Raw genomic sequence first — 22,470 nt, 5'->3', positions numbered from 1 at the left:
TATTTCAATTATTATGCTGTTCTATCAATTTTCGGATTTCATTCATGATGACTTCAGTCACTTCCTCGGAAGAAGCTCTTCTTTCACGATAAGGTGTCACATCAATCGGTTTTCCGTAAACAACCTTTAATGATTTGAAGGGTTTATAAGGGCCAATAATCGCACAAGGCATAACTTGTGCTTCTCCCTTTAACGCGAAGAAACCTGCACCCGCAAGGCCTTCCCCTAATTCACCAGTTTTACTTCTCGTCCCTTCCGGAAATAAGCCAACGACTTCCCCGGATTTTAGGATTTTCAATGCTTTGCGAAACGCTTCCCGATCACTCATCCCGCGCTTCACCGGGAAAGCATTGACACTAGGTAGTACACTTTTCAAAATGGGCGCATTGAAAAGTTCTTCTTTTGCCATGAAATGAACAGGTCTTGGACAAGTGATTCCAACAACCGGTGGATCAACATTTGCAATATGGTTCGTACAAAGAAGAACGCCACCTTCTTTCGGGAAATTTTCCTTGCCAATCACTTTTACTCGATAGAGTGGATAAAAGACTGCACTACATAACCATTTTCCTAGTGGATATAAGTTCATAAGGCAAGCCTCTTTTCGGCGAGTTCGCTGATTTGGTTTGCTACATCCTCAATTGACATCGATGTTGTATCAATAAGTACAGCATCCTCCGCTTGTCTAAGTGGAGATACTTCTCTTTCGCTATCCACACGATCACGTTCACTGATTTCCACTTTTAAGTTGTCTAAAGAGGAAATCATGCCACGTCGACTATTTTCAATATGGCGACGCATTGCTCGTTCTTCAACAGATGCAGTCATGAAAATCTTCAGTTCTGCGTTCGGTAAAACAGCAGTCCCGATATCACGACCATCCATGACAACACCCATTCCTTCAGCTAGTTGACGTTGTTTCTCCACCATTAACTCGCGAACTCCTGTATGGATAGCAACCGCAGATACATGCGCCGTTACTTGTTGCGACCGTATCTCCTCCGATACATCCATACCGTCCACAATGACGGCTTGCCCTTCTTTAGATGGCAACAGAACAATTTCAGTCTCCTGCAACAAACTTTTAAGTTCTTCGCCATTAGTAGTATCTATGCTTTGGCTTAACGCTTTATGCGTAAGTGCACGATACATTGCACCTGTATCAATGTACGTATACCCTAGTTTTTCCGCAGTCATTTTGGCAATCGTACTTTTACCGGCAGCTGCCGGACCATCGATTGCAATTTTTATCCCTATAGCCATTTCATCTACCCCCGTAGTCAATTCGACAATATTGTATCATATGGAAAAGGGAAAAGCCCCATTTGCACGGACTTTCCCCCTAACAATTTCTACGACCGGTTTCTTACCTGCAACTGCCGCTCAAAGCAAAATCGAATGATAGATTGACTATCAATCGGTCCAATATCTTCAAATTGTAACGAGGCAATTTTTCTACCGTCTTTTTCCCATAACCGAATAATTCTTGCCTTTAATTTGACATATTTTATTTCCTTGTTCATGTATGGCAAAACAATCGTCAAAGACACGATTTCATCTGCGTCAAACGGAACTTTTCCAGGAAGATTAAGTGCGGTGCCGCCCGCACTTATATCCTCCGCTACGTAATGGCTATAGTGTCCATCCTTCTCAACCGCAATATCGATAGGTGTTTCCACTCTGACAAATTGACGTCTTTGAACTTTGATTAACTGCTCATCGCCTGGATAGGATAATTTCAGCATAGGAATCCCTTTGTTTAGGCGGCCGCTCACTTCCGTTCGGAAAGCATAAGACATCTTCATATGATCGATGAAAGACACTAGCAATTGTGTTCCATCCAAGAAAAATGCCGTTTTTCCCGTTTCGGTATGAGTCGGATAATCAATCATGACGAACCCGTCGCCCATATCAATCACTTTACTTTTATATTTTTCACTATCCGCTGTAAGATTTGTGTCAATAACAATGACTGTTCCGATTGAAAGTAACATCCCAAAACACCTACCATCCATGTCTAATGTCTAGTTTCAGGCACTTGTCAAAGGCTAGCGTGTCGTAGTAACAACAACTGCATATACGCTTTTTCATCATCCTCTAACACATTAAATTAGGTATTTAAACCTAATGGTTAACCTGCTACTATTCTCACATTCATTATGTCATGAATGGCTGGGAATTCCAATGGGTATTTTGTATTTCACACTTTATAAACCTTGTTGAAGCACGTTGAACCTATTGCAACTTCTCGGTTTTAATTACTTCAGACGTTTCAGTATCAATAATGACCGCGTACGTGCCTATTTGCCCATTTTCATCCATTGTAACCGTTAGGTAATGTGTTAACCTTTGCTCTAATCTGTCGTTTTCCACATAAGCAAGCTCTTCTTTAACAACCGTCACACCAGAATGGAAAAACTTCTTCCAATCTTTTTCTGTAATGGGCTGTGATTTCGTCTTCTCTTTCCGGATATATTCAGATGCATCCAATCCAACAATACCGCCATTATCTTTCGCGACTTTCAAATGGATCACATCAGAAAATATTTTCGCCTTATACTCAGGCTCTACTCTCACGTATACAAAATGCCAGGCCGTATTATTTTCCCTGGATTCCTCGTAAACAAGATCTTTATATCCCGCATCCAATAAAAACTTCTCGGCTTTTTTCTTAATATCTTCAAAGGGAAGACTTTCCTTACCAAAAGGTCTTTCAGAAAGAAATGATAAGACATGCCCACCTTTTTCCGTTATATCCACATAACCAATGGATTGGTTTTCCGCAAATCGTATGTGATAAAAAGGGTATGGTGAGCCTGGTTTACTGGATTCAACACCAATAATCTCATTGGAAACAGAAGGAAATAGTTGTTTGAATCGATCAACAGCCTCATCACTTGTTACTTTTTCATCGGACAAATCTCGTAAATCCCTTTTCTTCATCGAATCTGATTCACTTGCTGTCAGCGGAAAATCACTTTCCGTATATTGTTTCACCGCTGTCCCCATACCTGCCCAGTCATGCCCTTTGTCGGTAGAGTCTAGCCTGTTCCTCCAATCGTCCATTGAGAGTCTTCCACTGATCATTCCAACTGTCGCCACTTCCCACTCATCCGCCAGTTTACGAAGATTGTTTGAAGCTTGCGCCATGACTTTATGATACTCTTCATTATCTGCTGCACGATCTGCTTCTTTGGCATAATTGCCAAGTCGCCCGAGATAGTTCAACCACGAGGTAGAGAAGCTCTGATCGAGCGGTAATGATGAAACTGAGTTTTTAATGTCGGAAGACAGTCGCCAAATATCTTCACGCGCTTTTTCTGAGCCGTCCGATTCTTTGAACAGTAACGTCTTCTTCACCGCCGTATCAAGTTCTTCAAGCTTTTCGGACGCATCTGTCATCTTACTTGCGTATTGCCCACTAAGCGCAATGGCAAGCTGTTCGTTTTCGGCTGCTTTCCCGATAGAAAAAATCGATAATGCAGCTAACGAGTACACTAAGACAAATATCACTTTTTTCATAGTTCTGCAAAACATCACCAGAATCAATTAACATTTCCAGTAACTTTTGCCTGTCCTCCTCTCGTCACCAATTTCTGATACTCCCATTAGTTGCAGAAAATATGCAATCCGATTTTCTTGATTTGCGGACGTGACCAAATCCATTTACTTGTCGCAGTGATTGGATTAAAGTAGTAGATCGCATTTTCAGATGGATCCCAACCATTAATCGCATCAAGGACGGCTTCTTTCGCCCGTTCATTTGGCTCCAGCCAGATCTGCCCATCCGCTACCGCAGTAAAGGCAAGCGGCTGAAAAATCACACCGCCTACAGTATCAGGAAAATCAGGGTGCTCAACCCGGTTCAAAATGACCGCTGCAACCGCAACCTGACCTTCATATGGTTCCCCCCTTGCCTCCCCATAAACAGCATTTGCCATTAGTTGAAGATCTTTTTCCGAATATTTAGCAGGTAATTGGACATCGCCTTTATTCCCCGACCCTTGATTCCCTGCCCCTTGATTCCCTGTTCCTTGCGTTACTTGGGATGATAAAGGCTTGCCACCATAATGGGTAAATTTATTGCCCTTATTCAAATTATCTTTGACGAATTTCTCGTCATAGGATGAAGCGTCCGCCAACTTCTTTTTGGTCTTTGCTCCTGCAACTCCATCGACAGGGAGTCCATACTTCTCTTGAAAATTACGCAACGCCCAATAAGTCCCGTAGCCAAATTTCCCGTCTATCGTTCCTGTATAAAAACCGATATACTGAAGTCTCGATTGCAGCTCGATAACATCATCACCGAAGGCACCACGTGTCACCTCCTGCGAACTGAACGCTGTAATTTGGCCTGGTGATACGGCATATGCACTTCCAAAAAGAAGAGCAACTACCATCACGCGCATAAACCACTTTTTCACATTCATTCCTCCTTTTTATACAGCTTGCCCAAAGTTCTACATTTTATTTGTCGATAAATACCTGCTGACAATAAAAAAAAATCCGGCGGCGGCCGGATCATTTTGTCATCGTTTTAGCTTTGCGTCTAAATTGTTGCATCGCGAACGTATGAGCATATTTAACTCGCGTCAAGCCGAACCACCAAAGGAACAGCATAAACGGTACGATTAAGTACTGTGAAAAAGCATTTATAGCAAATATACCGTTATAGATAAAGTGAAGGCAGTACGGGGCAAGAAGCGCCAGGAATAAATACTTATTAATATTTGATTCCACTGCAAATTTCGCGCGCCCAAAATAATATCCCATTACAACACCAAATAATGCATGGCTTGAAACAGGTAACAATGCGCGAACGAATGCAACGTCTGCTCCAAATGCAAGAAGATAAATAATGTTTTCGACTGTAGCAAAACCAAGCGACACGCTGGCACCATATAAAATACCATCATAGGCATCCTCAAATTCGAAATGCCGGTAAATCGCGATGAGCAGAATAAGCCATTTAAAAAATTCCTCAAGACCACTTGTGAAAATGACATTGAGTGTAAAATAGTTAGTAAAGATATTTTCTTCTTCGAAAACATGCTGAATGAACATAATTGGAAATGTCATAATAGCGCCATATATGAATGTATGGAATAATGTACGTGATGGCTCTTTTGCAATCTGTTTTCTTAAATAAAAATAGCTGAAGAGCGCCAATCCCGGCGCAATTGCAACAGTTAGCAATATGAACATAGGCGCGCCCCCAATCCAGACCATTATACCATGAATTACCTTACATAGGAGGTTCCAAGTTGAAGAAAAACATTTTACTAATCCATACAGGTGGAACAATTTCGATGCAGTTGAACATGGAAACAGGCGGCGTCATATTGAGCGCTGCAAATCCACTCGCACTGGAGATTGACAAAGTTCAACAATTTGCCAAAATCACAGAAATGGAGGCTTTCAATTTACCGTCGCCGCATATTACTCCGCACCATATGCTTACACTGAAAATGATGATTGATCAGCAGACTGAAAGTAGTGATTTTGATGGTATCGTCATTACGCATGGCACAGATACACTTGAAGAAACCGCCTACTTTTTAGAACTATCGACAGACTACTCGATTCCGATTGTCCTAACAGGTGCCATGCGCTCTTCCAATGAAATTGGTGCGGATGGTGTCTATAACCTAATGTCTGCTGTACGGGTCGCCGCCGACGATGAGGCCTCAAATAAAGGCGTTCTAGTCGTCTTGAATGATGAAATTCACACGGCGACAAACGTGACTAAAACGCATTCCAGTAGCGTTTCAACTTTCCAAAGTCCGCAATATGGACCTATCGGTATCGTGACTAAATCGGCTATTCATTTTCACCATGCTCCTTTATCCCGCATTTTCCTTCCAGTGGGGTCGATTTGTAAAAAGGTGGCCATGTTCAAAATCTATGCAGGGATGGAATCCGACATGCTCCACTCCGCCGCCTCACTTGGCTATGACGGCGTCGTACTAGAGGGACTCGGCCAAGGAAATGTGCCGCCCGCTTTACTTACAGGCATTCAACATTTATTGGATGAAGATATTCCTGTCATTCTCGTTTCACGCTGCTTTAATGGCATCGCACAAGACATTTATGCCTATGAAGGTGGCGGGAAAATGTTAAAAGATCTTGGCGTCCGTTTCGAGCATGGCCTAAGTGGTCAAAAAGCACGTCTAAAGCTACTGCTAGAACTTTGTTCGGGAAGATCTTAGTAGGATGAAGAAATGGATGGCCTAAACCGTGACTGTCCAACAAATCGCAAACACATTGTAGCCCCTATGCTACATGAAAAAGGCCACGTCTATTGATTAACCATTTTCTTTCATATAAACACCGGTATGAAAGGCTTGAAAACCTCCATTTTCACTGGTTCGTTTCCGGTCCGCTTTCGGCGAAATATTCACGACAGATTTACCAAAAGGAACCCCCAGTATGTCTAGCAATGACGAAGTCATTGCTAGACATACTCTTCTCGGTCATCCTGTTGCGATTAGTTGCCTGTCGCGTCCCTACAACATTCAAGTGAAAAATGTGGTTACTTTAAAAGAAAAGATTAGATAACTTTCTTTCGGGATCGTAAGTTCCCGAAGATTCAATTTCGGGAACTCTGGCACGCTGTACAATGGGTTTCATTCGTACTTTCAGCAAAGATTATGCATCTAATCTAAGGAGAAATGCAATACAATTCCTCCCCCTGTGATACCTTATAGAAAGTGACGCTACTTTAGAATAAATAAAGAAAAAACCAAATAGAAAGCCTCAGCCGCCAAAATTGTATCTTTGGTGGCTTCTTTCCATGTTTAATGCTAGCTACTCTTTCGTCCCAAAAAGCTTCAGCTCTTCGTGTGTCTGTGCTTTTGGAGAGCGCCGGATGTAGGACCACCATACGATTACCGAAAAGAGTGTGTAGGGATCTCGATAATCGCATAGTAGTCATTCAATCCAAAGAGTGCCAAACATACCATACACGTAGCACTCGGTGTTTGATTCAATTATTTTCTGGTTGGTTTTAATTACTCAACGGATGTGAAAAAAGGCTACCTTTCAACCAATGTTCGGTCAAAAGGCAGCCTTCCATTATTTCATATCAGCCTGTTTTGCTGCTATAGCACGGGCAATCATACCCCCGTGAAACTTGCCGTTTTCGATAAATATTTCATTTGCATTATTGCCAGCAGAGATAACACCGGCTATAAAGAGCCCCTCTACATTCGTCTCCATCGTCTCTTCATCAAATGTAGGTCGACCACTTGCCTGATCTGTGGTAATGCCAATCCCCTTCAAGAAAGAATAATCCGGGTGATAGCCAATCATCGCAAAGACAAAATCATTTTCCACTTCGAATGTTGCCCCTGCCTGTTCAATCGTCACAGTCGATTCCGTGATGTTAACGACGTTAGCGTTAAAATGCATATCAATTTCTCCGCTCCGAACGAGGCTATCGAATCCAGGTAAAATCCACGGTTTAACACTTGGCGAATAGTCAGATCCACGATAAACAACAGTGACCGATGCACCTGCACGCTCCAATTCAAGCGCGGCATCGACAGACGAATTTTTGCCACCAATCACGACCACTTTTTTCCCGAAAAAAGGATGCGCTTCTTTAAAATAATGAAAAACATTTGGTAAATTTTCGCCTTCAACATCAAGTTGATTTGGATTGTCATAATAGCCAGTTGCTATGACAACATAAGTAGCGAAATAGTCTCCTTTATCCGTCACGACATGAAAGCCTTCACTTTGTTTCCTGACGTCTGCCACTTTTTCAAAACTGTTCACCACTACTTTTTTCAGTTCAGCAACTTTTCGGTAATAAACAAGCGCATCATTGCGCTTGGGTTTGTCAATCGCGGTAATGAATGGGATATCCCCAATGGATAATTTAATGCTAGAACTGAAAAACGTCTGGTGCGTGGGATAATTATAAATCGAGTTGACAATGTTGCCCTTTTCAATAATAAGTACATCCAGTCCCATTTGCTGTAATTCAATTGCCGCAGACAAGCCACATGGACCGCCTCCGACAACAATTGCATCTTTACGTATCATTTGTCCTTACAACTCCTTTGGTACACTTTCCGTATAACTGACGTGAATGATATGACATTCCGGCGGGGCGCCAAGGCGGAGAGGCAGTGTAGATGTGCCAAAGCCATTGCTAATTAGCTTTGCCCAGCCCTCACCCCGTCGAAAAACTCCTTTTTCCTGTAAGCCCCACTTCCCTAACCGAATTTGCCCGCCGTGTGTATGACCCGCAACCATCAAACGCGGCTGAAATACTTGCTCTATTTTACGAAATAGCACGGGGTTATGTGTCGCGATAATCATATGGGCATACTGTTGTATCGACTGAAGCATCGAACCGATATCGACATTACCGCTGGAAGGGTCATCGGTTCCCCCAATGCCCCAATCAGGATGCCCGGGGATACTGACGCTTTCATTATCAAGAATCTTGCCGCCATTCTGAAGAATAATGTCTCTGATTTGTTGTTCACCAACCTCACGATCATTATTGCCCCAAATAAAAAATAGCGGAGCTAGACGGGAAAGATGCTGAACATTTTTGGCTATTCGTGCTAGTGGTACGCCTTTTTCCGCAAGATCCCCACCGATGATGACGACATCAATTTCATTGCCATCACGAATTTTCGTCAATAATTTTTTGCCAATTTTGCGTCGATGGATATCAGAGATGAAAAATACAGTTAGTTTTTTGTCAGGGTCCCCCCCTGTTCCGACATTCACTTCATGCAAGATGACATTTCTTTGCTTGGCGTTCGTAAACATATAGGCGAACAAACCAATCGTTAACGACAGCGCTATCCATACCATTTTATCGACCGTAATCATGCGCCCCTTTCATAAGAAAAAAGGCAAAGCAAGGATACTTCGCCTTTTTTCCGTACTTTGTTATACACCTTGTTAGGTTGAACTAATAAATGGTAGCCTATCGTTCTCTATAAGACTATACACTTGTTCAACTGTTATAGATTTTGAATGATGCCTACTGCTTGTAACTATTAAGGAATAATAAGTGTCTGCCCAACCGCAATATTATTCGATGATAAGCCATTAGCTTTTTTGATTTTTTCAACACCTACGTCTGAACCGTAGTAGTTCACCGAAATCCGGTAAAGCGTTTCACCTGTTGCCACTTTATGTGTTTTGCCTGTTGGCTTTTTCTCCGGCGTCACTTCCGGTTTCTTTTCCGGAGTTGGATTCACATCTACAACCGGTTTCGTTACAGGCTTCTCTTCAGGTTTTTTTTCGACTTCTGGTTTGGTATTAACTTCCGGCTTCTTGTCAATTTCGATTTTCGGTTCCTCTTCTTTTACATCCTTGCTATCTACTTTACCACCATCAGCCTTTTCACCCAAGGCGATATCCTTATCTGGATCATCATTTTTTCCGTCAGTGGTATTTTTCGGCGTTTCTTCATAACGAATACCCGTATCCGTGTCTTTGGCAGAAGGATTAGCGCCTGGATTATAAAAATCAGTAACAACATAGACCAAAATAATGACTGGAATCAGTGTGAACAATCCAAGAATGATATTAATCAGAAGATTACCCGACTTCTTTTTTTCTTTGCGACCTTTTCCATGCAATGCTGCACGTGATGGAAGATTGTCATTATTTTCATCCAAATCAATTTCCTGTCGCTGTTTTTCAAATTCAGTTTTATAATCGTCTTTTTTCATCGCTACATTCTCCTATCACATCTTGCTATTCCTTCATTATGACGAATTTTGTCGTAAAAATCAAATATACCTTAGCGTACTTTTACGACATAACGGTGAACCTTTTACCCAAGAAGTTGGGTAAGTCTTTGCTCCCAGCTTACTATTTTTTTATCGAGCATAAGCGGTTCTGCCCATAATTCGTCGACTGTTCCGCAGACTGAACAACAGGAATTTGGCACCACATCACATTGCTCACCGAAAAAAGCCAATAGTTCTTCTCTTAGACATTTTTCCGAATGAACGAAGCGAAGCATCTTTTGGAGTTGGGCTTCTTTTTTGTACTTTTGTTGCGCCATTTGTTGAATAACTCCGTCGATTGACATTCGTTCCCTGTAATAGTTTATGACACGCTGGTTCGTTTCGCTAATTCGCGCCTCCCCAGCTGCCACATCTACCGGGATCTGTTCCGCAAGCAGACTTGCATAGTGACGTATTTCCGACTCTTGCGGGATATCCTCCTGAAGAATGAAACGCATTCTTCCTTCATCAGCCGGTGAAAAAAGTAAAGTTGCCGCAGATTGTTTGCCATCGCGTCCCGCTCGTCCAACTTCTTGAATATAGCTAGCGATTGCTTGCGGAACGTGTTCATGAATCACTTGGCGTATATTATTTTTATGTATGCCCATACCAAATGCATTTGTCGCGCATATCCAACTGATTTCACCTGCGATGAATTGCTCTTGAATGAATGCACGGTCTTCCTGCTCCTTGCCCGCATGATAAGAAGCCACAGATACTCCCACTCCTTGAAGAATGGCTGCGAGTTCATCTGCCCGTTTTCGCGATGCTACATAGATGATGCCAGGACTTGCCGTCGTCACTAGCCGCTCCTTAATCCAATCCGTTTTCATCCTTTCATCATCGACCTTGACGATTGCGTATGAAATATTCGGGCGATCTAGCGATTGGCGAAGAATAACCGGCAATCGGAGCCGCAAATACTGAATGATATCGGTTGTTACCTGATCATCAGCTGTTGCCGTTAGCGCAAGGATAGTTGGCCGATGGAATTCCTCAAACAATTCTCCAAGCCGTAAATAATCCGGTCTAAAATCAAAGCCCCATTGTGAAATACAATGCGCTTCATCGACGACAAGCAAGGCCAAACGAATGTCTTGAAGACGTTTCACCACATTTTTTTGCATTAGCATTTCCGGTGAAATAAAAACGAATTTATAGTTCCCTAATTCAGTTAGAATACGTTTTTTCTCCGTATATGATAAAAATGAATTGAGTGCAACAACCCGCTTTTCACCATTTCTCTTCATAATCGCCACTTGATCCTCCATTAACGCGACAAGCGGTGAAACAATCAACACGGTCCCGTCCAAAAGATAGGCTGGCAATTGATAGCACAAGGACTTTCCCATTCCGGTCGGCAAAATAGCAAGCGTGTCTTTACCCGCAAGGACATTACGAATCACTTCTTCTTGCCCGGGTCTAAATTGCCCAAAACCAAATCGTTCTTTTAGTATTTTGTGAATATCCATCAATTCCCCTCCCCGGTCCGCGCCCCTAAAATCAGTCGAAGTTGAAAATAGGACAACGTTTCAAATTCAGCTTTTAACAATCGGAGCCTGCGCGAAGCCATATCATTCACTTTCGCCACAACCTCTTGAACCGTCTCCTCTGCGACAAATTGCGTGAGTGGAAATTGTGGGTCATTAATGGACAGTTCGACAAAATGATCCTCAATGGTACTTACCTTTAATTGTCGCATCGCTGCAATCTCTTCAATCGACATGCCACGATCAAAAAGTTGTTTCGTCTTACTTGAAGAATCGGTCAAATAGGTCTTTACTTTGATATTTTCAGCGATTGTTGTCAAAAATGGCATATCGGGTGAACGTTCGATGACCACCAGTAACCTATGTAGGCTTTCGATAAATAGTAGTTGAATCACAAATGGCTTTAGTTTTAAATGATCTGCTAGCTGATCCCACGTCCAACCAGTCAAGCCAAAGCCACTTAAACGGTGCGTAAAGATAATTTTTTGTTGATCATCCATGCCACTGCGCTCCATGCATAAACTAAGCTCTCCAGCAATATAACTTGCATAGGTTGGATCACTAATAGGTTGCTTGTGAAGCAGTTTTTTTACAAACAGTTGGATATCATAGTCTTTTTGAATCGGCATGAATGAACTTTCTCCCGCTTTAACATTCGACACAGTTTGAATCGCAAGCGATAGTCGTGCAAAAAAAATCGTTTCTCTCCCCCGATAATCCCAACCATTAAACTGGTAGACCGGTAAAGTTTTAGCAGCTAGTCGTCCACTTTCCGTCAAAATCACGGACGAATCAGCTCTCGTTTCAATTAAGCCTGCATCACTCAATAATTTTGCCGCCTCATCATAGTCTTCGACGGTTAACTTAGGTAAAATACCAAAGAATGTTTTCAGGTTATAGTACTCCACATCCTGCAGCGTTTGCCCTGAACGTTTGCCACGCAATAAATGAAGCCCGGCATAAATCGTCCGCTCACCATCTAGCTTCTGTATGATAGCCAGTAGTAATAAAGAAAGATTCATGAGGAATTCCTCCAATTAATAAATTCTTTTTGTTGAAAACTGTAGTCAATATCATTAGAATGAGATGTGAAGTAAATTGTTTGTACGGAGAAAAGAGGAGAGAAAGACTATGCCTAAATATACAATCGTCGATCAAGATACATGTATTGCATGTGGCGCTTGTGGAGCTGCTGCTCCGGATATTTACGATTACGATGATGAAGGAATTGCTTACGTTATCCTTGATGATAACACGGGTACAACCGAAGTTCCAGAAGAACTAATGGAAGATTTGGAAGATGCATTTGATGGTTGTCCAACCGATTCAATCAAAATCGCTGATGCGCCATTTGATGGCGATGCGTTAAAATACGAAGACTAATTATTCGTTTAGTACATTGAAAGGCCGCCCTGAAATCATTCAGGACGGCCTTTCTTTTTGGCTAAATTGTGACATTTCCATCTGAATAGTAGATCGCAGGCTAAGTTCGCCACGTCCTGTGGCAACGCCTGCATGACCTGCGTCGTGCAGGCCCAAGCCTCCGTCGGATATCACGCCATCAATTGAGTTCGTTGCTGGGCAATCCATTTTTTCATGCTCTTGAAAAGCAGCAATGAAATAAGCATCAGCATGATGCCTTTAATGAAATTGAAAGGTAAAATACCTAAGACAACCACTGTATATAAAGCATTCCCCGTATAAGGTGGGAAGTTAAGAAAGTACGTGTACATCGGTAAAAATACGAAATAGTTCAATGCGGTCATTCCTACAGCCATCGCGACTGTACCTGCGATAAGACCCACCGTCAACCCTTTTGCTGTACGGAATTTATTGAAAATAAAGTAGATTGGCAGGATGAAAAGCATACCTGTTGTAAAGTTTGCAATTTCCCCAACCGGAACTCCAGTCGGGCTTCCCGAAAAGAACCAGTGCAAAATATTCTTGATGAGTTCGACCCCGATACCTGCAACCGGCCCCATTGTCATAACTGCCAAAACTGCTGGGATTTCTCCAAAATCGATTTTCAAGAATCCTGGTAAAGCCGGTAGTGGAAAATTGAACTGCATTAACACAGTCCCAATGCTCCCAAGGACTGCAATAAGAATCATCCTTCGTAATTTCTTGTTATTCATTTGTTCCTCTCTCCTTTTGCGATTCACTTCAAAAGAGGAAAGGCCGTTCCGTCAATCCATGTCTACAAAAAATCCCCAGAGCTAATAAGCTCTAGGGAGTTAAAAGGTATCGTTAAATAGACGTGTAAAAAAGATAGAATTATCTTTTTTACCCGCATTTAAATAAGCACCCTTTTTGTGGACAACACAAAAAGACGGCCGCACCTTCACCTTCTCCCATCCAGACTATACTGTCGGCTCCGGAATCACACCGGAATCAGCTGTTAAGCTCGCGGGCTAGAAGAGAAACTCTCCATTTCCGCCGGTCGGGAATTACACCCTGCCCCGAAGATGAATCAATATTTTATTACCACCCTATTATATACATCAAAAAGCGCTTTGTAAACTTAAGTGTTTACAAAGCGCTTTTTCTATCATTATTCAACGTAATAGGTTGGATTGACACCAACTGGCTCAGGCAATACGATTGTCAAATCGTAGCGTAAGAATGTGTCCTGTATGACGTTTTCCAAACGAACTTGTTTATTGAAACTTTTTGCTGTTAGCATGAATCCTTCTATCATTGCACCTGCCTCGATTTGATCCATTCCTGTCAAATCGAGCGGCTCTGTAAACGTAATCACTGCCACGCCCTGCTTTTCCTCTACGTCATATAGAAGATTTGCTGGAACAAGTTCTTCTAATGCACTATCATGTGATTCCTTCATCACAAGAAGTGCCTTTTCTACGGTCAGTACATTCTCTGATTCAGATGGCGTCAGATATTGTTGACCAGTAGGCATGACCATTTTGTAATAAGGTTGCGGGTTTACCCTAGCAACTAGCTCCATTTCCGCAAACCCAAGTTCCTTCCCAGGAATCCCTGCAGCATACTGATTGTAAAGGGCCACACTATCCGGCTGTCCTTTCGAAAAATCAGCAACCACTCTTTCCGCCGGAATTAAAAAAGTCATTGGAACAGTTATATGATCATCTGCAATAAGCCCTATTTGAAGAGGTTGAAATCCTTGTAGATCCTCTTGCAACAAGACATGACTTTGAACATCCATCAAAAGCTTTGCTTCACCGACTACTCTGGTTTCTGGTACATTGTTCGCCAACTCAGCACGGTCTTCAGTCGCATCGTCCGTAGACATTTCCATTTCATGATGTTTTAACGAAACAGACTCAACAGCTTTATCCATCGCACCTTCATTATTTTTCAACATGGAAGGGATTAGAAGACTAAACATAAGGAGTGCAGCCACCACCACTAAAGCCGGCACCCATTTTTTCTGCGTATGTCGACGAGGGGGGTGTAGCCTTTCGTCTTGTTTCAGCCGCATCAATATGTCCGACTTTAGGCGCTCATCTTGTATATCCGGCATGCTGCCAAGAAGGTTGTCAATCTTGTTGTCGTCCCATTTTTTATCGGTCATTTGGTTTCCCCCCTTCTGTAGGAAGAGCATTCAATTTCTTTTGTAGTGCTTTGATTGCCCGGTGTTGGGTTGTTTTCACTTTCCCCTCTGTCCAGCCAAGAATTTCAGCCGTTTCCGCTATCGAAAGATCCTGGAAATAACGCATCGTGATAACCATTTTCTGATCACCTGTGCATTTGTTAAGCGCCTGTAAGAGCTCTTTCATCTCTTCACTCAGTGTAACCAGTTCTTCCGGGAGAATCCCCGTCGAAACAAGCTCACTTTTTTCCCAGTCAAATTTATCGAATAGATGCTTCTTGCGGACAGCATTTTTTCTGAAATGGTCAATCGCTACGTTTTTCGCAATGGAAAAAAGCCACGTCTTTTCAGAACTTTTCCCTTCAAAACCGCCGTATGCTCGCAATACCCTCACATACACTTCATGCACAAGATCCTCAGCGTGATCACGATTCCTCGTCAAATAGATAAGAAACTTGAACACGTCTTGGTGGTATTGTTCATAGAGCCGGTGGAAAACGGAGTCGTCCATGAAATACCCCCGTTCTTTTAATTAGTCGTTTTTCACGTTAAATAGTTACAACATTTTTAAAGGTAATGTACAGCTAAAAATGGTACCAGTTTTTTCTCCCCTATTTGCCGTAATTGTACCACTATGGGAATCAATAATATTTTTGGCAATCGCAAGACCCAAACCTGTTCCGCCTTTGCCCCTTGTTCTCGCTTTGTCCGCTTTATAAAAGCGCTCGAAAATATATGGTAAATCCCCTTCCGGTATGCCCACACCCGTATCCGTCACCGTAATTTCGATCGTATCGGCATACTTTTCGATAGCCAATATCACTTTTCCTCCATCAGGCGTATGACGGATCGCGTTATCAATTAGATTGGTAAAGACTTGCTCTATCCGATCTTCATCAACATTCGAGACAATTTCTTCTCCTTGCGGAAATTCAAATGACAATTCGACATGCGCATCACGTGCGACTTGCATAAACTTGTTGACAATTCGATCTAGGAAAGGAATCATCGGTAGATCATCTTTGTATAGTCGCATATGGCCCGATTCCATCCTAGCGAGATCTAGCAGATCCGTTACAAGTCTGCCCATCCGTTTCGACTCATCATGAATGATTTGCACCATCTCATTGCGTTCTTCGTCATTGGACGTAACACCGTCAATAATCGCTTCACTATATCCCTGTAGCATTGAAATCGGCGTCCGTAACTCATGCGAAACATTTGCGATAAAATCCGAACGCAGCTTATCCAATTTATGTTGGTCTGTCATATCCCGAAGAACCGCAACCGCTCCGCGAATATCTCTCCCACTATAGAGCGGGCTAATCGAAATCACGTAAAATCGGCCCCCTAGTTCCAATTCGTCTTCTACTTCTTCAGCGAACGTGATGACATGGTCGAGCATATGAAAAATCTCTGGGGGAATGGTGTTATTCTTGTCTTGCGCTTCACTCTTAAAGTACCAGTTCTGTAATAACCGTTCTGCCTGCGGATTACTGAGTAGAATGGTGTAATCACGATTGAAAGTGATGACCGCATCCGTCATAGACGTTAATATACTTGAAAGCTGTTCCTTTTCCTGATTAATCAACTCAACGTGATATTTAAGTTGTCTACCCATTTGATTAAATGCAGTTGCAAGCTGACCGATTTCATCGTTTTGCAAGGCAGGCAATCGTGTATCAAAATTACCTTTCGATAATTCAAATGCGGCTTGTCTCATACCACGTAAGGGTGAAGTGATTCTTGTCGATAAGAAAAAGGCGAAAACAGTTGTTAAAATAAAGGCAATAAACGCTGACAAGAATACAATATTTGTTGTTTCCTTCGTGGCTCTATGGACAGCCTCTAAACTTTGATAGATAATAACCGAGCCGACCATCTGCTGATCTTTCTCGAATGGGTAAGCCAGCACAAGATATTGTTCCATTACCCCTTTTTCCATAATAGAAGGGAGAATCATTTCCTTCACAACAGGTTTATGACCTCTATTATTCGATGAAAAATTAAAGTCAGCTAAAATTTTGCTCTCAATATTCTCTTTGTTCATAGCTTGTTGAAAAGAGTACATAATTTGCCCCTCTGGTCCCACAATCATCGCATCCGATTCTTCACCAAGGATGTCTTCGATAATAAGCTCCATCGAGGATTCATTATCATGATCCACAACGATTTTTCCAATTGTCGTCGCATCCCTACGCAAGGAATCTTCTGCCTGTTGCGTATGGTAATTATCGAGAAACTCAAGTAACAAAGCAGTCACGATAAACAGGACAAAGGAAACGAGAAGCAATATGGTTGCCCATAGCTTCCCGACGATTGAACTCCATATTCTATTCATGAGGAACCTCGAATTTATAGCCGACGCCCCAAACGGTCACAATCATTTTTGCTGCACGCTCAGACACACGACTTAACTTTTCGCGGAGTCGTTTCACATGCGTATCTACTGTGCGCAGATCGCCAAAAAATTCGTAATGCCATACCTCTTTTAGTAGTTGTTCACGATCGAATACCTTGTCCGGCGATTTCGCAAGGAAATAGAGCAGCTCGTATTCTTTCGGCGTTAGATTCACTTCGTTGCCCTCAGCTAGCACACGATGCGCATCGTTATCTATCGTTAGTTGTGGGAAAACGACAAGATCTTTCGATGAAGATGCTGATGTGGCTCCGTGAAACGTCACAGACCTTCTAAGAATGGCCTTCACCCGCAGTACCACTTCACGTGGACTGAATGGTTTTACTATGTAATCATCGGCGCCTGATTCAAATCCAGTTACCCGATCCGCTTCTTCTCCTTTTGCTGTCAGCATAATAACTGGTGTCATGATTTTCTTTTCTCTTAACTCCTGCAAAACTTCAAAACCGTCTTTTTCAGGCATCATTAAGTCCAGCAATATACAGTCATAGTGCGTGACAAGTGCTTTTTCCAGCGCTTCTGCCCCGTCCACTGCTTCTTCAATTTCATAACCTTCACGCGTGAGGTACATATTTAACAGACGGCGAATTCTTTCCTCGTCATCTACAACTAACAACGTCACTTTTTCTTCCATAGCTAATTGCCCCTTTCAACGTGCATCTAAATTCATTGTACAAGTCAAACTCTAAAAAAGAAACAAGAATGCGCAACCACGACAAGAACAAAAGCGCAAGCGCCTGTTCAGCCCCGACAAGTAGGAAGGATGCAGTTCAATCCTTCCCCGCTGGAGCATAGACATCAAATCTCTATGTCGTAACCAATCCACAGTTCGAGATTTTATAATTTCCTAAGTAACCTAAAAAAAATTGCACGGCGTCTAGTGAACAACCGTGCAATCTCAGGTCAAGCGTATGAATGCAATCCCGCGATGATTAAGTTCACGGCAATCAAGTTAAACATAATAATGATGAAACCAATAACGGCAAGCCACGCCGACCTTTTGCCTTCCCAACCGCGTGATAAACGGAAGTGAAGAAATGCTGCATAGAATAGCCATGTAATAAGAGCCCAAACTTCCTTTGGATCCCATCCCCAGAACCTAGACCACGCTTCGTGTGCCCAGATCATCGCGAAGATGAGCGCCCCCAGTGTAAAGACTGGGAAACCAATAATAACAGCACGATAACCAATTTCGTCCATCAATTGAGAATTAGCTTTTTGGGCGAATGGTTGGAACAACGTCGCAATTGGACGTCTGAAAATGAGTCTAAGAATGAAGTACAAGACTATTCCCGTTGCAACCGACCAAACAAACGTCGTTAATGTCTTCGCATTAACGATAGCTGGCATTTCCACCCATGGTGTCATCGCCTCTGGCGTAAGTGCTTCATATTGATGCATACCAAATAACGGTGGATAATTATAATCCATTTTTGCAACTTGTTCATTTTTATCGACAAATGTGAATTTCGCTTCATAGCCTGTCAGTTTAAAAGTTGTCGAAGACAATACGAAACCGATGACAAGTATAAGTGTAAACATAACTGCTTCTAGCCAGAAACTCTGTTTTGATTTTTTGGTCATATCCACATTTTTCAACAAGAAAATAAGGCCAGCGACTGCACTGATGGCAAGAATCGATTCACCCAAAGCGGCTGTAATCACGTGAACCGTCAACCAATAGCTTTGGAGTGCCGGGATGAGTGGCGTAATTTCCTTTGGGAACATGCTCGCATATGCGATGATAATCACAGCAATCGGCAACGCAAACAATCCGAGTGATGGTGTTCGGTACAGGAAAAATAACAGAATGAACGATCCGACAAGCATCATTCCGAATGCTGTCGTAAATTCAAACATATTACTAACGGGTGCATGACCGGACGCCATCCAACGCGTAATGAAATAACCTAGATGGGCAATAAACCCGATGATAGTAATAGTTATCGCAATTTTTCCCCATCTGTTGTTTTTATAAGAAGCTTCTGATTTAGCGCCTTTTACTGCCCCACCAAAAAATGCCGTTGCAATAAGGTAGGCAATAAATGAAACCAAAAGTAAATTAGCGCTTAACGCCGCAAGTTCCATTATGATTTTCCTCCTTCCTTATCTTCCAAAATAGCTTCCTCGTCTTGCCTATCTTCATAGGAAGGCAATGCCGCAAAATCTTTCACTTTATCAAGTTCTTGTTTCAACTTGAACCAGTTTTTATTTGTATGACCAGCCACTAAAAGTTCGTTGCCAGTTCCTTGTTGGATCCAGATTCTTCTATGGTTCCAATAAGCGCCCTGTGCAACACCAATCATAAAGATAATTCCTCCAAGAAGAAGAATATATATGGTTTTGTCCTTACGGATGGTTAGCCCCGAGATATCACGGGTCTCCGCACTGACAAACTTCACCTTATAATCATTTTGATCCGTTTCAAGCGTCTGTTGAATGGCAACAAAACTTCTTTCTCCGTCCGGTTTTTCCGGCGTCTTCATCTCAAAGATGAATGCAGGATTGTTCGGAACTGGCGATTTCGTATCTGGTACTCCATCCGTCATAACAAAGTCTGGATAATAATCCATCAATTTGACATGTGCCCCGTTTTCCAGTTCGTAATCCTTAGTCGGTTCAGTTAAGTCAACCGTGAATTCTCCATACGCTTTATCTGTTGCTTTTTCGATTAATTGAAATGTCATGGATTTTAATTCATCTAGGCGGTAATCCATTTGGAATACGTTAAAGCCATCGAATTTAAGCGGCTTATTAACAATGATGGAGTAATCCTTGATGAATTCAAATTCACTAGAGCCTATCAATGCGTCATCTGGGATTTTATAGAGCGCAACATCGGTCTGATAGTTACTAGCAATCATCCCCACACGATCCAGCGCTTCGCCAAATACTTCGTTGGCGTCGTCTTTCGTATAGGTCTCCATAATGAATTCTTTACTCTCCAAATAATAGCCTTCTGCGCCCGGGATTGAACGTGTTTCACCTTCACGAATCCACATCGTTTCATCCACATAAAAGCCAGGGATTCCGCGAAGCAAGACACCTATTAAGAAAATGATAATTCCAGTATGATTGACATAAGGGCCCCATCTAGCAAAACGGCCTTTTTCTGCAAGCAATGCACCGTCTTCTGTCTTGACGTTGTAACGAAGTTCCTTCAGCTTTTCCTCTGCTTTATTAAGTGAAGTAATTGGGTCTTCTGAAGAGCCTTCCCCATAAACGCGCTGTTTCTTCATGAATGACGGATGACGTTTAGTGCGTTGCTTTTTCAAGGACTTATAGAGTGGAACAACCCGATCGACACTGGCAATGATAATGGACAAACCAAGCATTCCTACCAGTGTGATGAACCACCAACTATTATACATATCATAAAAACCAAGTTTGTAGTAAACTGTGCCAAAAAATCCATACAAGCGCTCATAATAAGCTAGGTATTCAGCTCCAGATGCTAGCGGTGATACTGGCACATATAACTTCTGCGGAAAAATGGTTCCGATTGCAGCTGTAACGAGAACAGCAACAATAATCCAAATTCCAACCTTGACACTTGAAAAGAAATTCCAAGTTTTATCGATGATGGACTTGTTATACGTTTGTGATCGCCTAGACGAACCCTCGTAACGCATGTCAACAAGTTCACTCTTTTTCGCTTCTTCGGTCTGCGGTCTTCCACATCGCTCACAAAGTACCGTGCCAAATGGATTCTCATGGCCGCATTGACATTTGATTTTGCTCATTATGCATGTACTCCTTACTTAAGGTTGAATGCTTTCCATATGGGATATAATTTCAGCCTCAGTCATTTCGCTTGTGATAATCTTTTCGATTTTACCTTCTTTGTTTATCAAAAATGTTGTAGGGAGCGGCACTATATTATAGGCCTCTTTGACACTCTTATCTTTGTCAATAGCGATAGGAAACGTCAAGCCATACTGATCTCTAAACGCTTCGACCTTCAACGATGATTCCGCAATATTGACAGCCAGTATATTAACGCCTTTTCCTTTGAATGCTACAGACTGGCTTTCCATATGCGGCATTTCTTTTTTACATGGGCCGCACCAAGTTCCCCAGAAATTCAAGAATACGCCTTGTCCTTTGTAATCGGAAAGCCGTTGTTTGTTGCCATCTAAATCTACTAGTTCAAAATCAGGTGCTTTGTCACCGACCGCCAATACTTTCACCTTATCTTTAGAAGCAATGGTATAGCCGACGATCACTACAAAAAGTAACAGGACAATTGTCCTTATAATAAGACGGTTTCTTTTTTTATCTACTTTAGCCAAACCTATTTCCTCCTAACAATCGATAGCTCCATCCTCAATTATAACAAACGGGTTCTTATAGATGCCCCGCAGAAATGAAAGGATTGTGAACGTTTTGCCCGCCAAAAAGGAACCAACTACAATTCCTCCCCGTCGGGCAAAGCATTCGTAGGATGTTGGGATTAGCCGATTTTACCAGTTTCCGCAAGAACACGTAGCTGTTTCACTTCATGCTTAGTCAGTTCACGTGCTTCTCCTGCATTCAACCCATGAGTTGTCAGCGTTCCAAACGATTCTCTTCGAAGTTTTAGTACAGGACAGCCGATCGCATCAAACATGCGACGGACTTGACGATTTCTTCCTTCGTGTATCGTAATTTCTATGAGTGCTGTACCAGCCTTCTTATCGACGGTCTGCATTTTTACATGCGCGGGAGCCGTCTTCCCATCATCCAAGTCAATGCCCCGTTCCAGTTTCCGAAGCGATTCGCGATCTGGAATCCCTTTGACTTTTGCAACATACCTTTTCTTGATGCCGAATTTTGGATGCGTCATCAAATAAGAGAAATCTCCATCATTAGTCATCAGGATGATACCAGAAGTATCATAGTCAAGCCGCCCTACAGGGAACACCCTTTCATCTACCAAAGGAAACAGATCGAGTACTGTCTTCCTTCCTTTGTCATCATGGACGGTCGAAATGACCGATCTAGGTTTATATAAAAGATAATAGACATAGTTCTCTTTTACGAGCTGAATACCTTCCACTTCCACCCGATCTGAATTCGAAACTTTTGTTCCTAATTCCGTTACAACGACTCCGTTCACTTTCACTTTACCTTCTACAATGAGTGTTTCGGACTTTCTCCGTGATGCAACACCCGCTTGCGCCAATACTTTTTGCAATCTTTCCATCAAGACACCTCGTTCTTCATTCTGAAAAAATTATGTCATAC

At 42.3% G+C, this 22,470-nt stretch carries 23 protein-coding genes and 1 riboswitch; of the genes, 2 read left to right on the top strand and 21 right to left on the bottom strand.

Going from position 1 to position 22,470, the window contains the following annotated elements:
• Nucleotides 1-4 precede the first annotated feature (4 nt).
• The 6 genes from ACIQ0H_RS03570 to prsW form a co-directional block, all read right to left on the bottom strand.
• Nucleotides 5-589 carry a lysophospholipid acyltransferase family protein gene (locus tag ACIQ0H_RS03570; protein ID WP_403411011.1) on the bottom strand — a complete coding sequence of 195 codons (585 nt, stop codon included), beginning with the start codon at nucleotides 587-589 and terminating at the stop codon, nucleotides 5-7.
• Nucleotides 586-1,263 (bottom strand): (d)CMP kinase, encoded by a 678-nt coding sequence (cmk, locus tag ACIQ0H_RS03565; RefSeq protein WP_403411009.1) that lies wholly within the window; start codon nucleotides 1,261-1,263, stop codon nucleotides 586-588. The genes ACIQ0H_RS03570 and cmk overlap by 4 nt, the downstream gene beginning before the upstream one ends.
• Nucleotides 1,264-1,352: 89 nt before the next feature.
• Entirely contained in the window at nucleotides 1,353-1,994 is a 642-nt protein-coding gene (locus ACIQ0H_RS03560) for a flagellar brake protein (protein WP_403411006.1), read from the bottom strand.
• Nucleotides 1,995-2,235: 241 nt separating this feature from the next.
• Nucleotides 2,236-3,522: a PepSY1/2 domain-containing protein gene (locus ACIQ0H_RS03555; RefSeq protein WP_403411003.1), complete on the bottom strand. Its 1,287-nt coding sequence runs from the start codon at nucleotides 3,520-3,522 to the stop codon at nucleotides 2,236-2,238.
• 86 nt (nucleotides 3,523-3,608) lie between these two features.
• Nucleotides 3,609-4,430 carry a spore cortex-lytic enzyme gene (gene sleB / locus ACIQ0H_RS03550; RefSeq protein WP_403411000.1) on the bottom strand — a complete coding sequence of 274 codons (822 nt, stop codon included), beginning with the start codon at nucleotides 4,428-4,430 and terminating at the stop codon, nucleotides 3,609-3,611.
• A 91-nt stretch (nucleotides 4,431-4,521) separates the two neighbouring features.
• A complete protein-coding gene (prsW, locus tag ACIQ0H_RS03545; protein WP_403410997.1) occupies nucleotides 4,522-5,205 on the bottom strand; it encodes a glutamic-type intramembrane protease PrsW in 684 nt (227 codons plus the stop codon).
• A gap of 59 nt (nucleotides 5,206-5,264) precedes the next feature.
• Between prsW and ACIQ0H_RS03540 the strand changes: the two genes are divergently transcribed.
• A complete protein-coding gene (locus ACIQ0H_RS03540) occupies nucleotides 5,265-6,209 on the top strand; it encodes an asparaginase (protein WP_403410994.1) in 945 nt (314 codons plus the stop codon).
• Nucleotides 6,210-6,305: 96 nt separating this feature from the next.
• Here the strand turns inward: ACIQ0H_RS03540 and ACIQ0H_RS03535 are convergent, their stop codons facing one another.
• From ACIQ0H_RS03535 to ACIQ0H_RS03510, 6 genes are all read right to left on the bottom strand, one after another.
• On the bottom strand, nucleotides 6,306-6,452 hold the full coding sequence (locus ACIQ0H_RS03535) for a hypothetical protein (protein WP_403410992.1): 147 nt from the start codon (nucleotides 6,450-6,452) through the stop codon (nucleotides 6,306-6,308).
• A 622-nt stretch (nucleotides 6,453-7,074) separates the two neighbouring features.
• Nucleotides 7,075-8,049, bottom strand: a complete 975-nt coding sequence (locus ACIQ0H_RS03530; RefSeq protein WP_403410989.1) for a YpdA family putative bacillithiol disulfide reductase — start codon at nucleotides 8,047-8,049, stop codon at nucleotides 7,075-7,077.
• 6 nt (nucleotides 8,050-8,055) lie between these two features.
• On the bottom strand, nucleotides 8,056-8,853 hold the full coding sequence (locus tag ACIQ0H_RS03525) for a metallophosphoesterase (protein WP_403410986.1): 798 nt from the start codon (nucleotides 8,851-8,853) through the stop codon (nucleotides 8,056-8,058).
• Between the two features lie 170 nt (nucleotides 8,854-9,023).
• Nucleotides 9,024-9,704, bottom strand: coding sequence for a LysM peptidoglycan-binding domain-containing protein (locus ACIQ0H_RS03520; protein WP_403410983.1), 681 nt, complete (start codon nucleotides 9,702-9,704; stop codon nucleotides 9,024-9,026).
• A gap of 104 nt (nucleotides 9,705-9,808) precedes the next feature.
• Nucleotides 9,809-11,236, bottom strand: a complete 1,428-nt coding sequence (locus tag ACIQ0H_RS03515; protein ID WP_403410980.1) for a RecQ family ATP-dependent DNA helicase — start codon at nucleotides 11,234-11,236, stop codon at nucleotides 9,809-9,811.
• Nucleotides 11,236-12,276 (bottom strand): YpbB family protein, encoded by a 1,041-nt coding sequence (locus ACIQ0H_RS03510; RefSeq protein WP_403410978.1) that lies wholly within the window; start codon nucleotides 12,274-12,276, stop codon nucleotides 11,236-11,238. The genes ACIQ0H_RS03515 and ACIQ0H_RS03510 overlap by 1 nt, the downstream gene beginning before the upstream one ends.
• Before the next feature lie 109 nt (nucleotides 12,277-12,385).
• Here ACIQ0H_RS03510 and ACIQ0H_RS03505 point away from each other — a divergent pair, with 109 nt between their 5' ends.
• A complete protein-coding gene (locus ACIQ0H_RS03505; protein WP_203246438.1) occupies nucleotides 12,386-12,637 on the top strand; it encodes a 4Fe-4S domain-containing protein in 252 nt (83 codons plus the stop codon).
• A 170-nt stretch (nucleotides 12,638-12,807) separates the two neighbouring features.
• Here the strand turns inward: ACIQ0H_RS03505 and ACIQ0H_RS03500 are convergent, their stop codons facing one another.
• The 9 genes from ACIQ0H_RS03500 to ACIQ0H_RS03460 form a co-directional block, all read right to left on the bottom strand.
• Nucleotides 12,808-13,389, bottom strand: a complete 582-nt coding sequence (locus tag ACIQ0H_RS03500; protein WP_403410974.1) for an ECF transporter S component — start codon at nucleotides 13,387-13,389, stop codon at nucleotides 12,808-12,810.
• Nucleotides 13,390-13,593: 204 nt separating this feature from the next.
• Nucleotides 13,594-13,725, bottom strand: a riboswitch (FMN riboswitch).
• Between the two features lie 80 nt (nucleotides 13,726-13,805).
• Nucleotides 13,806-14,807, bottom strand: a complete 1,002-nt coding sequence (locus tag ACIQ0H_RS03495) for a hypothetical protein (protein WP_403410971.1) — start codon at nucleotides 14,805-14,807, stop codon at nucleotides 13,806-13,808.
• On the bottom strand, nucleotides 14,797-15,336 hold the full coding sequence (gene sigX, locus ACIQ0H_RS03490; RefSeq protein ID WP_403410969.1) for an RNA polymerase sigma factor SigX: 540 nt from the start codon (nucleotides 15,334-15,336) through the stop codon (nucleotides 14,797-14,799). The genes ACIQ0H_RS03495 and sigX overlap by 11 nt, the downstream gene beginning before the upstream one ends.
• A gap of 45 nt (nucleotides 15,337-15,381) precedes the next feature.
• Nucleotides 15,382-17,166 (bottom strand): ATP-binding protein, encoded by a 1,785-nt coding sequence (locus ACIQ0H_RS03485; protein ID WP_403410966.1) that lies wholly within the window; start codon nucleotides 17,164-17,166, stop codon nucleotides 15,382-15,384.
• Nucleotides 17,159-17,878, bottom strand: a complete 720-nt coding sequence (locus ACIQ0H_RS03480) for a response regulator transcription factor (protein ID WP_403410963.1) — start codon at nucleotides 17,876-17,878, stop codon at nucleotides 17,159-17,161. The genes ACIQ0H_RS03485 and ACIQ0H_RS03480 overlap by 8 nt, the downstream gene beginning before the upstream one ends.
• Before the next feature lie 269 nt (nucleotides 17,879-18,147).
• The gene (ccsB, locus tag ACIQ0H_RS03475) at nucleotides 18,148-19,332 is read right to left on the bottom strand and encodes a c-type cytochrome biogenesis protein CcsB (RefSeq protein ID WP_403410960.1); all 1,185 of its coding nucleotides are present in this window, start codon (nucleotides 19,330-19,332) and stop codon (nucleotides 18,148-18,150) included.
• The gene (resB, locus tag ACIQ0H_RS03470) at nucleotides 19,332-20,987 is read right to left on the bottom strand and encodes a cytochrome c biogenesis protein ResB (RefSeq protein ID WP_403410957.1); all 1,656 of its coding nucleotides are present in this window, start codon (nucleotides 20,985-20,987) and stop codon (nucleotides 19,332-19,334) included. Before resB ends, ccsB begins: the two co-directional genes overlap by 1 nt.
• Before the next feature lie 18 nt (nucleotides 20,988-21,005).
• Entirely contained in the window at nucleotides 21,006-21,536 is a 531-nt protein-coding gene (gene resA / locus ACIQ0H_RS03465) for a thiol-disulfide oxidoreductase ResA (protein ID WP_403410954.1), read from the bottom strand.
• 161 nt (nucleotides 21,537-21,697) lie between these two features.
• Nucleotides 21,698-22,429: a pseudouridine synthase gene (locus tag ACIQ0H_RS03460; protein WP_403410951.1), complete on the bottom strand. Its 732-nt coding sequence runs from the start codon at nucleotides 22,427-22,429 to the stop codon at nucleotides 21,698-21,700.
• Nucleotides 22,430-22,470: the final 41 nt, after the last annotated feature.

Source organism: Sporosarcina sp. NPDC096371, from assembly GCF_044762865.1.
Classification (GTDB): Bacteria; Bacillota; Bacilli; order Bacillales_A; family Planococcaceae; genus Sporosarcina.
This window is presented reverse-complemented; position numbering and strand designations above follow the sequence as displayed.

Excerpts from the sequence above, each read along its gene's own strand:
- ACIQ0H_RS03570 (WP_403411011.1), bottom strand. The coding sequence starts at position 589 with ATGAACTTATATCCACTAGGAAAATGGTTATGTAGTGCAGTCTTTTAT.
- cmk (WP_403411009.1), bottom strand. The coding sequence starts at position 1,263 with ATGGCTATAGGGATAAAAATTGCAATCGATGGTCCGGCAGCTGCCGGT.
- ACIQ0H_RS03560 (WP_403411006.1), bottom strand. The coding sequence starts at position 1,994 with ATGTTACTTTCAATCGGAACAGTCATTGTTATTGACACAAATCTTACA.
- ACIQ0H_RS03555 (WP_403411003.1), bottom strand. The coding sequence starts at position 3,522 with ATGAAAAAAGTGATATTTGTCTTAGTGTACTCGTTAGCTGCATTATCG.
- sleB (WP_403411000.1), bottom strand. The coding sequence starts at position 4,430 with ATGAATGTGAAAAAGTGGTTTATGCGCGTGATGGTAGTTGCTCTTCTT.
- prsW (WP_403410997.1), bottom strand. The coding sequence starts at position 5,205 with ATGTTCATATTGCTAACTGTTGCAATTGCGCCGGGATTGGCGCTCTTC.
- ACIQ0H_RS03535 (WP_403410992.1), bottom strand. The coding sequence starts at position 6,452 with ATGACTTCGTCATTGCTAGACATACTGGGGGTTCCTTTTGGTAAATCT.
- ACIQ0H_RS03530 (WP_403410989.1), bottom strand. The coding sequence starts at position 8,049 with ATGATACGTAAAGATGCAATTGTTGTCGGAGGCGGTCCATGTGGCTTG.
- ACIQ0H_RS03525 (WP_403410986.1), bottom strand. The coding sequence starts at position 8,853 with ATGATTACGGTCGATAAAATGGTATGGATAGCGCTGTCGTTAACGATT.
- ACIQ0H_RS03520 (WP_403410983.1), bottom strand. The coding sequence starts at position 9,704 with ATGAAAAAAGACGATTATAAAACTGAATTTGAAAAACAGCGACAGGAA.
- ACIQ0H_RS03515 (WP_403410980.1), bottom strand. The coding sequence starts at position 11,236 with ATGGATATTCACAAAATACTAAAAGAACGATTTGGTTTTGGGCAATTT.
- ACIQ0H_RS03510 (WP_403410978.1), bottom strand. The coding sequence starts at position 12,276 with ATGAATCTTTCTTTATTACTACTGGCTATCATACAGAAGCTAGATGGT.
- ACIQ0H_RS03505 (WP_203246438.1), top strand. The coding sequence starts at position 12,386 with ATGCCTAAATATACAATCGTCGATCAAGATACATGTATTGCATGTGGC.
- ACIQ0H_RS03500 (WP_403410974.1), bottom strand. The coding sequence starts at position 13,389 with ATGAATAACAAGAAATTACGAAGGATGATTCTTATTGCAGTCCTTGGG.
- ACIQ0H_RS03495 (WP_403410971.1), bottom strand. The coding sequence starts at position 14,807 with ATGACCGATAAAAAATGGGACGACAACAAGATTGACAACCTTCTTGGC.
- sigX (WP_403410969.1), bottom strand. The coding sequence starts at position 15,336 with ATGGACGACTCCGTTTTCCACCGGCTCTATGAACAATACCACCAAGAC.
- ACIQ0H_RS03485 (WP_403410966.1), bottom strand. The coding sequence starts at position 17,166 with ATGAATAGAATATGGAGTTCAATCGTCGGGAAGCTATGGGCAACCATA.
- ACIQ0H_RS03480 (WP_403410963.1), bottom strand. The coding sequence starts at position 17,878 with ATGGAAGAAAAAGTGACGTTGTTAGTTGTAGATGACGAGGAAAGAATT.
- ccsB (WP_403410960.1), bottom strand. The coding sequence starts at position 19,332 with ATGGAACTTGCGGCGTTAAGCGCTAATTTACTTTTGGTTTCATTTATT.
- resB (WP_403410957.1), bottom strand. The coding sequence starts at position 20,987 with ATGAGCAAAATCAAATGTCAATGCGGCCATGAGAATCCATTTGGCACG.
- ACIQ0H_RS03460 (WP_403410951.1), bottom strand. The coding sequence starts at position 22,429 with ATGGAAAGATTGCAAAAAGTATTGGCGCAAGCGGGTGTTGCATCACGG.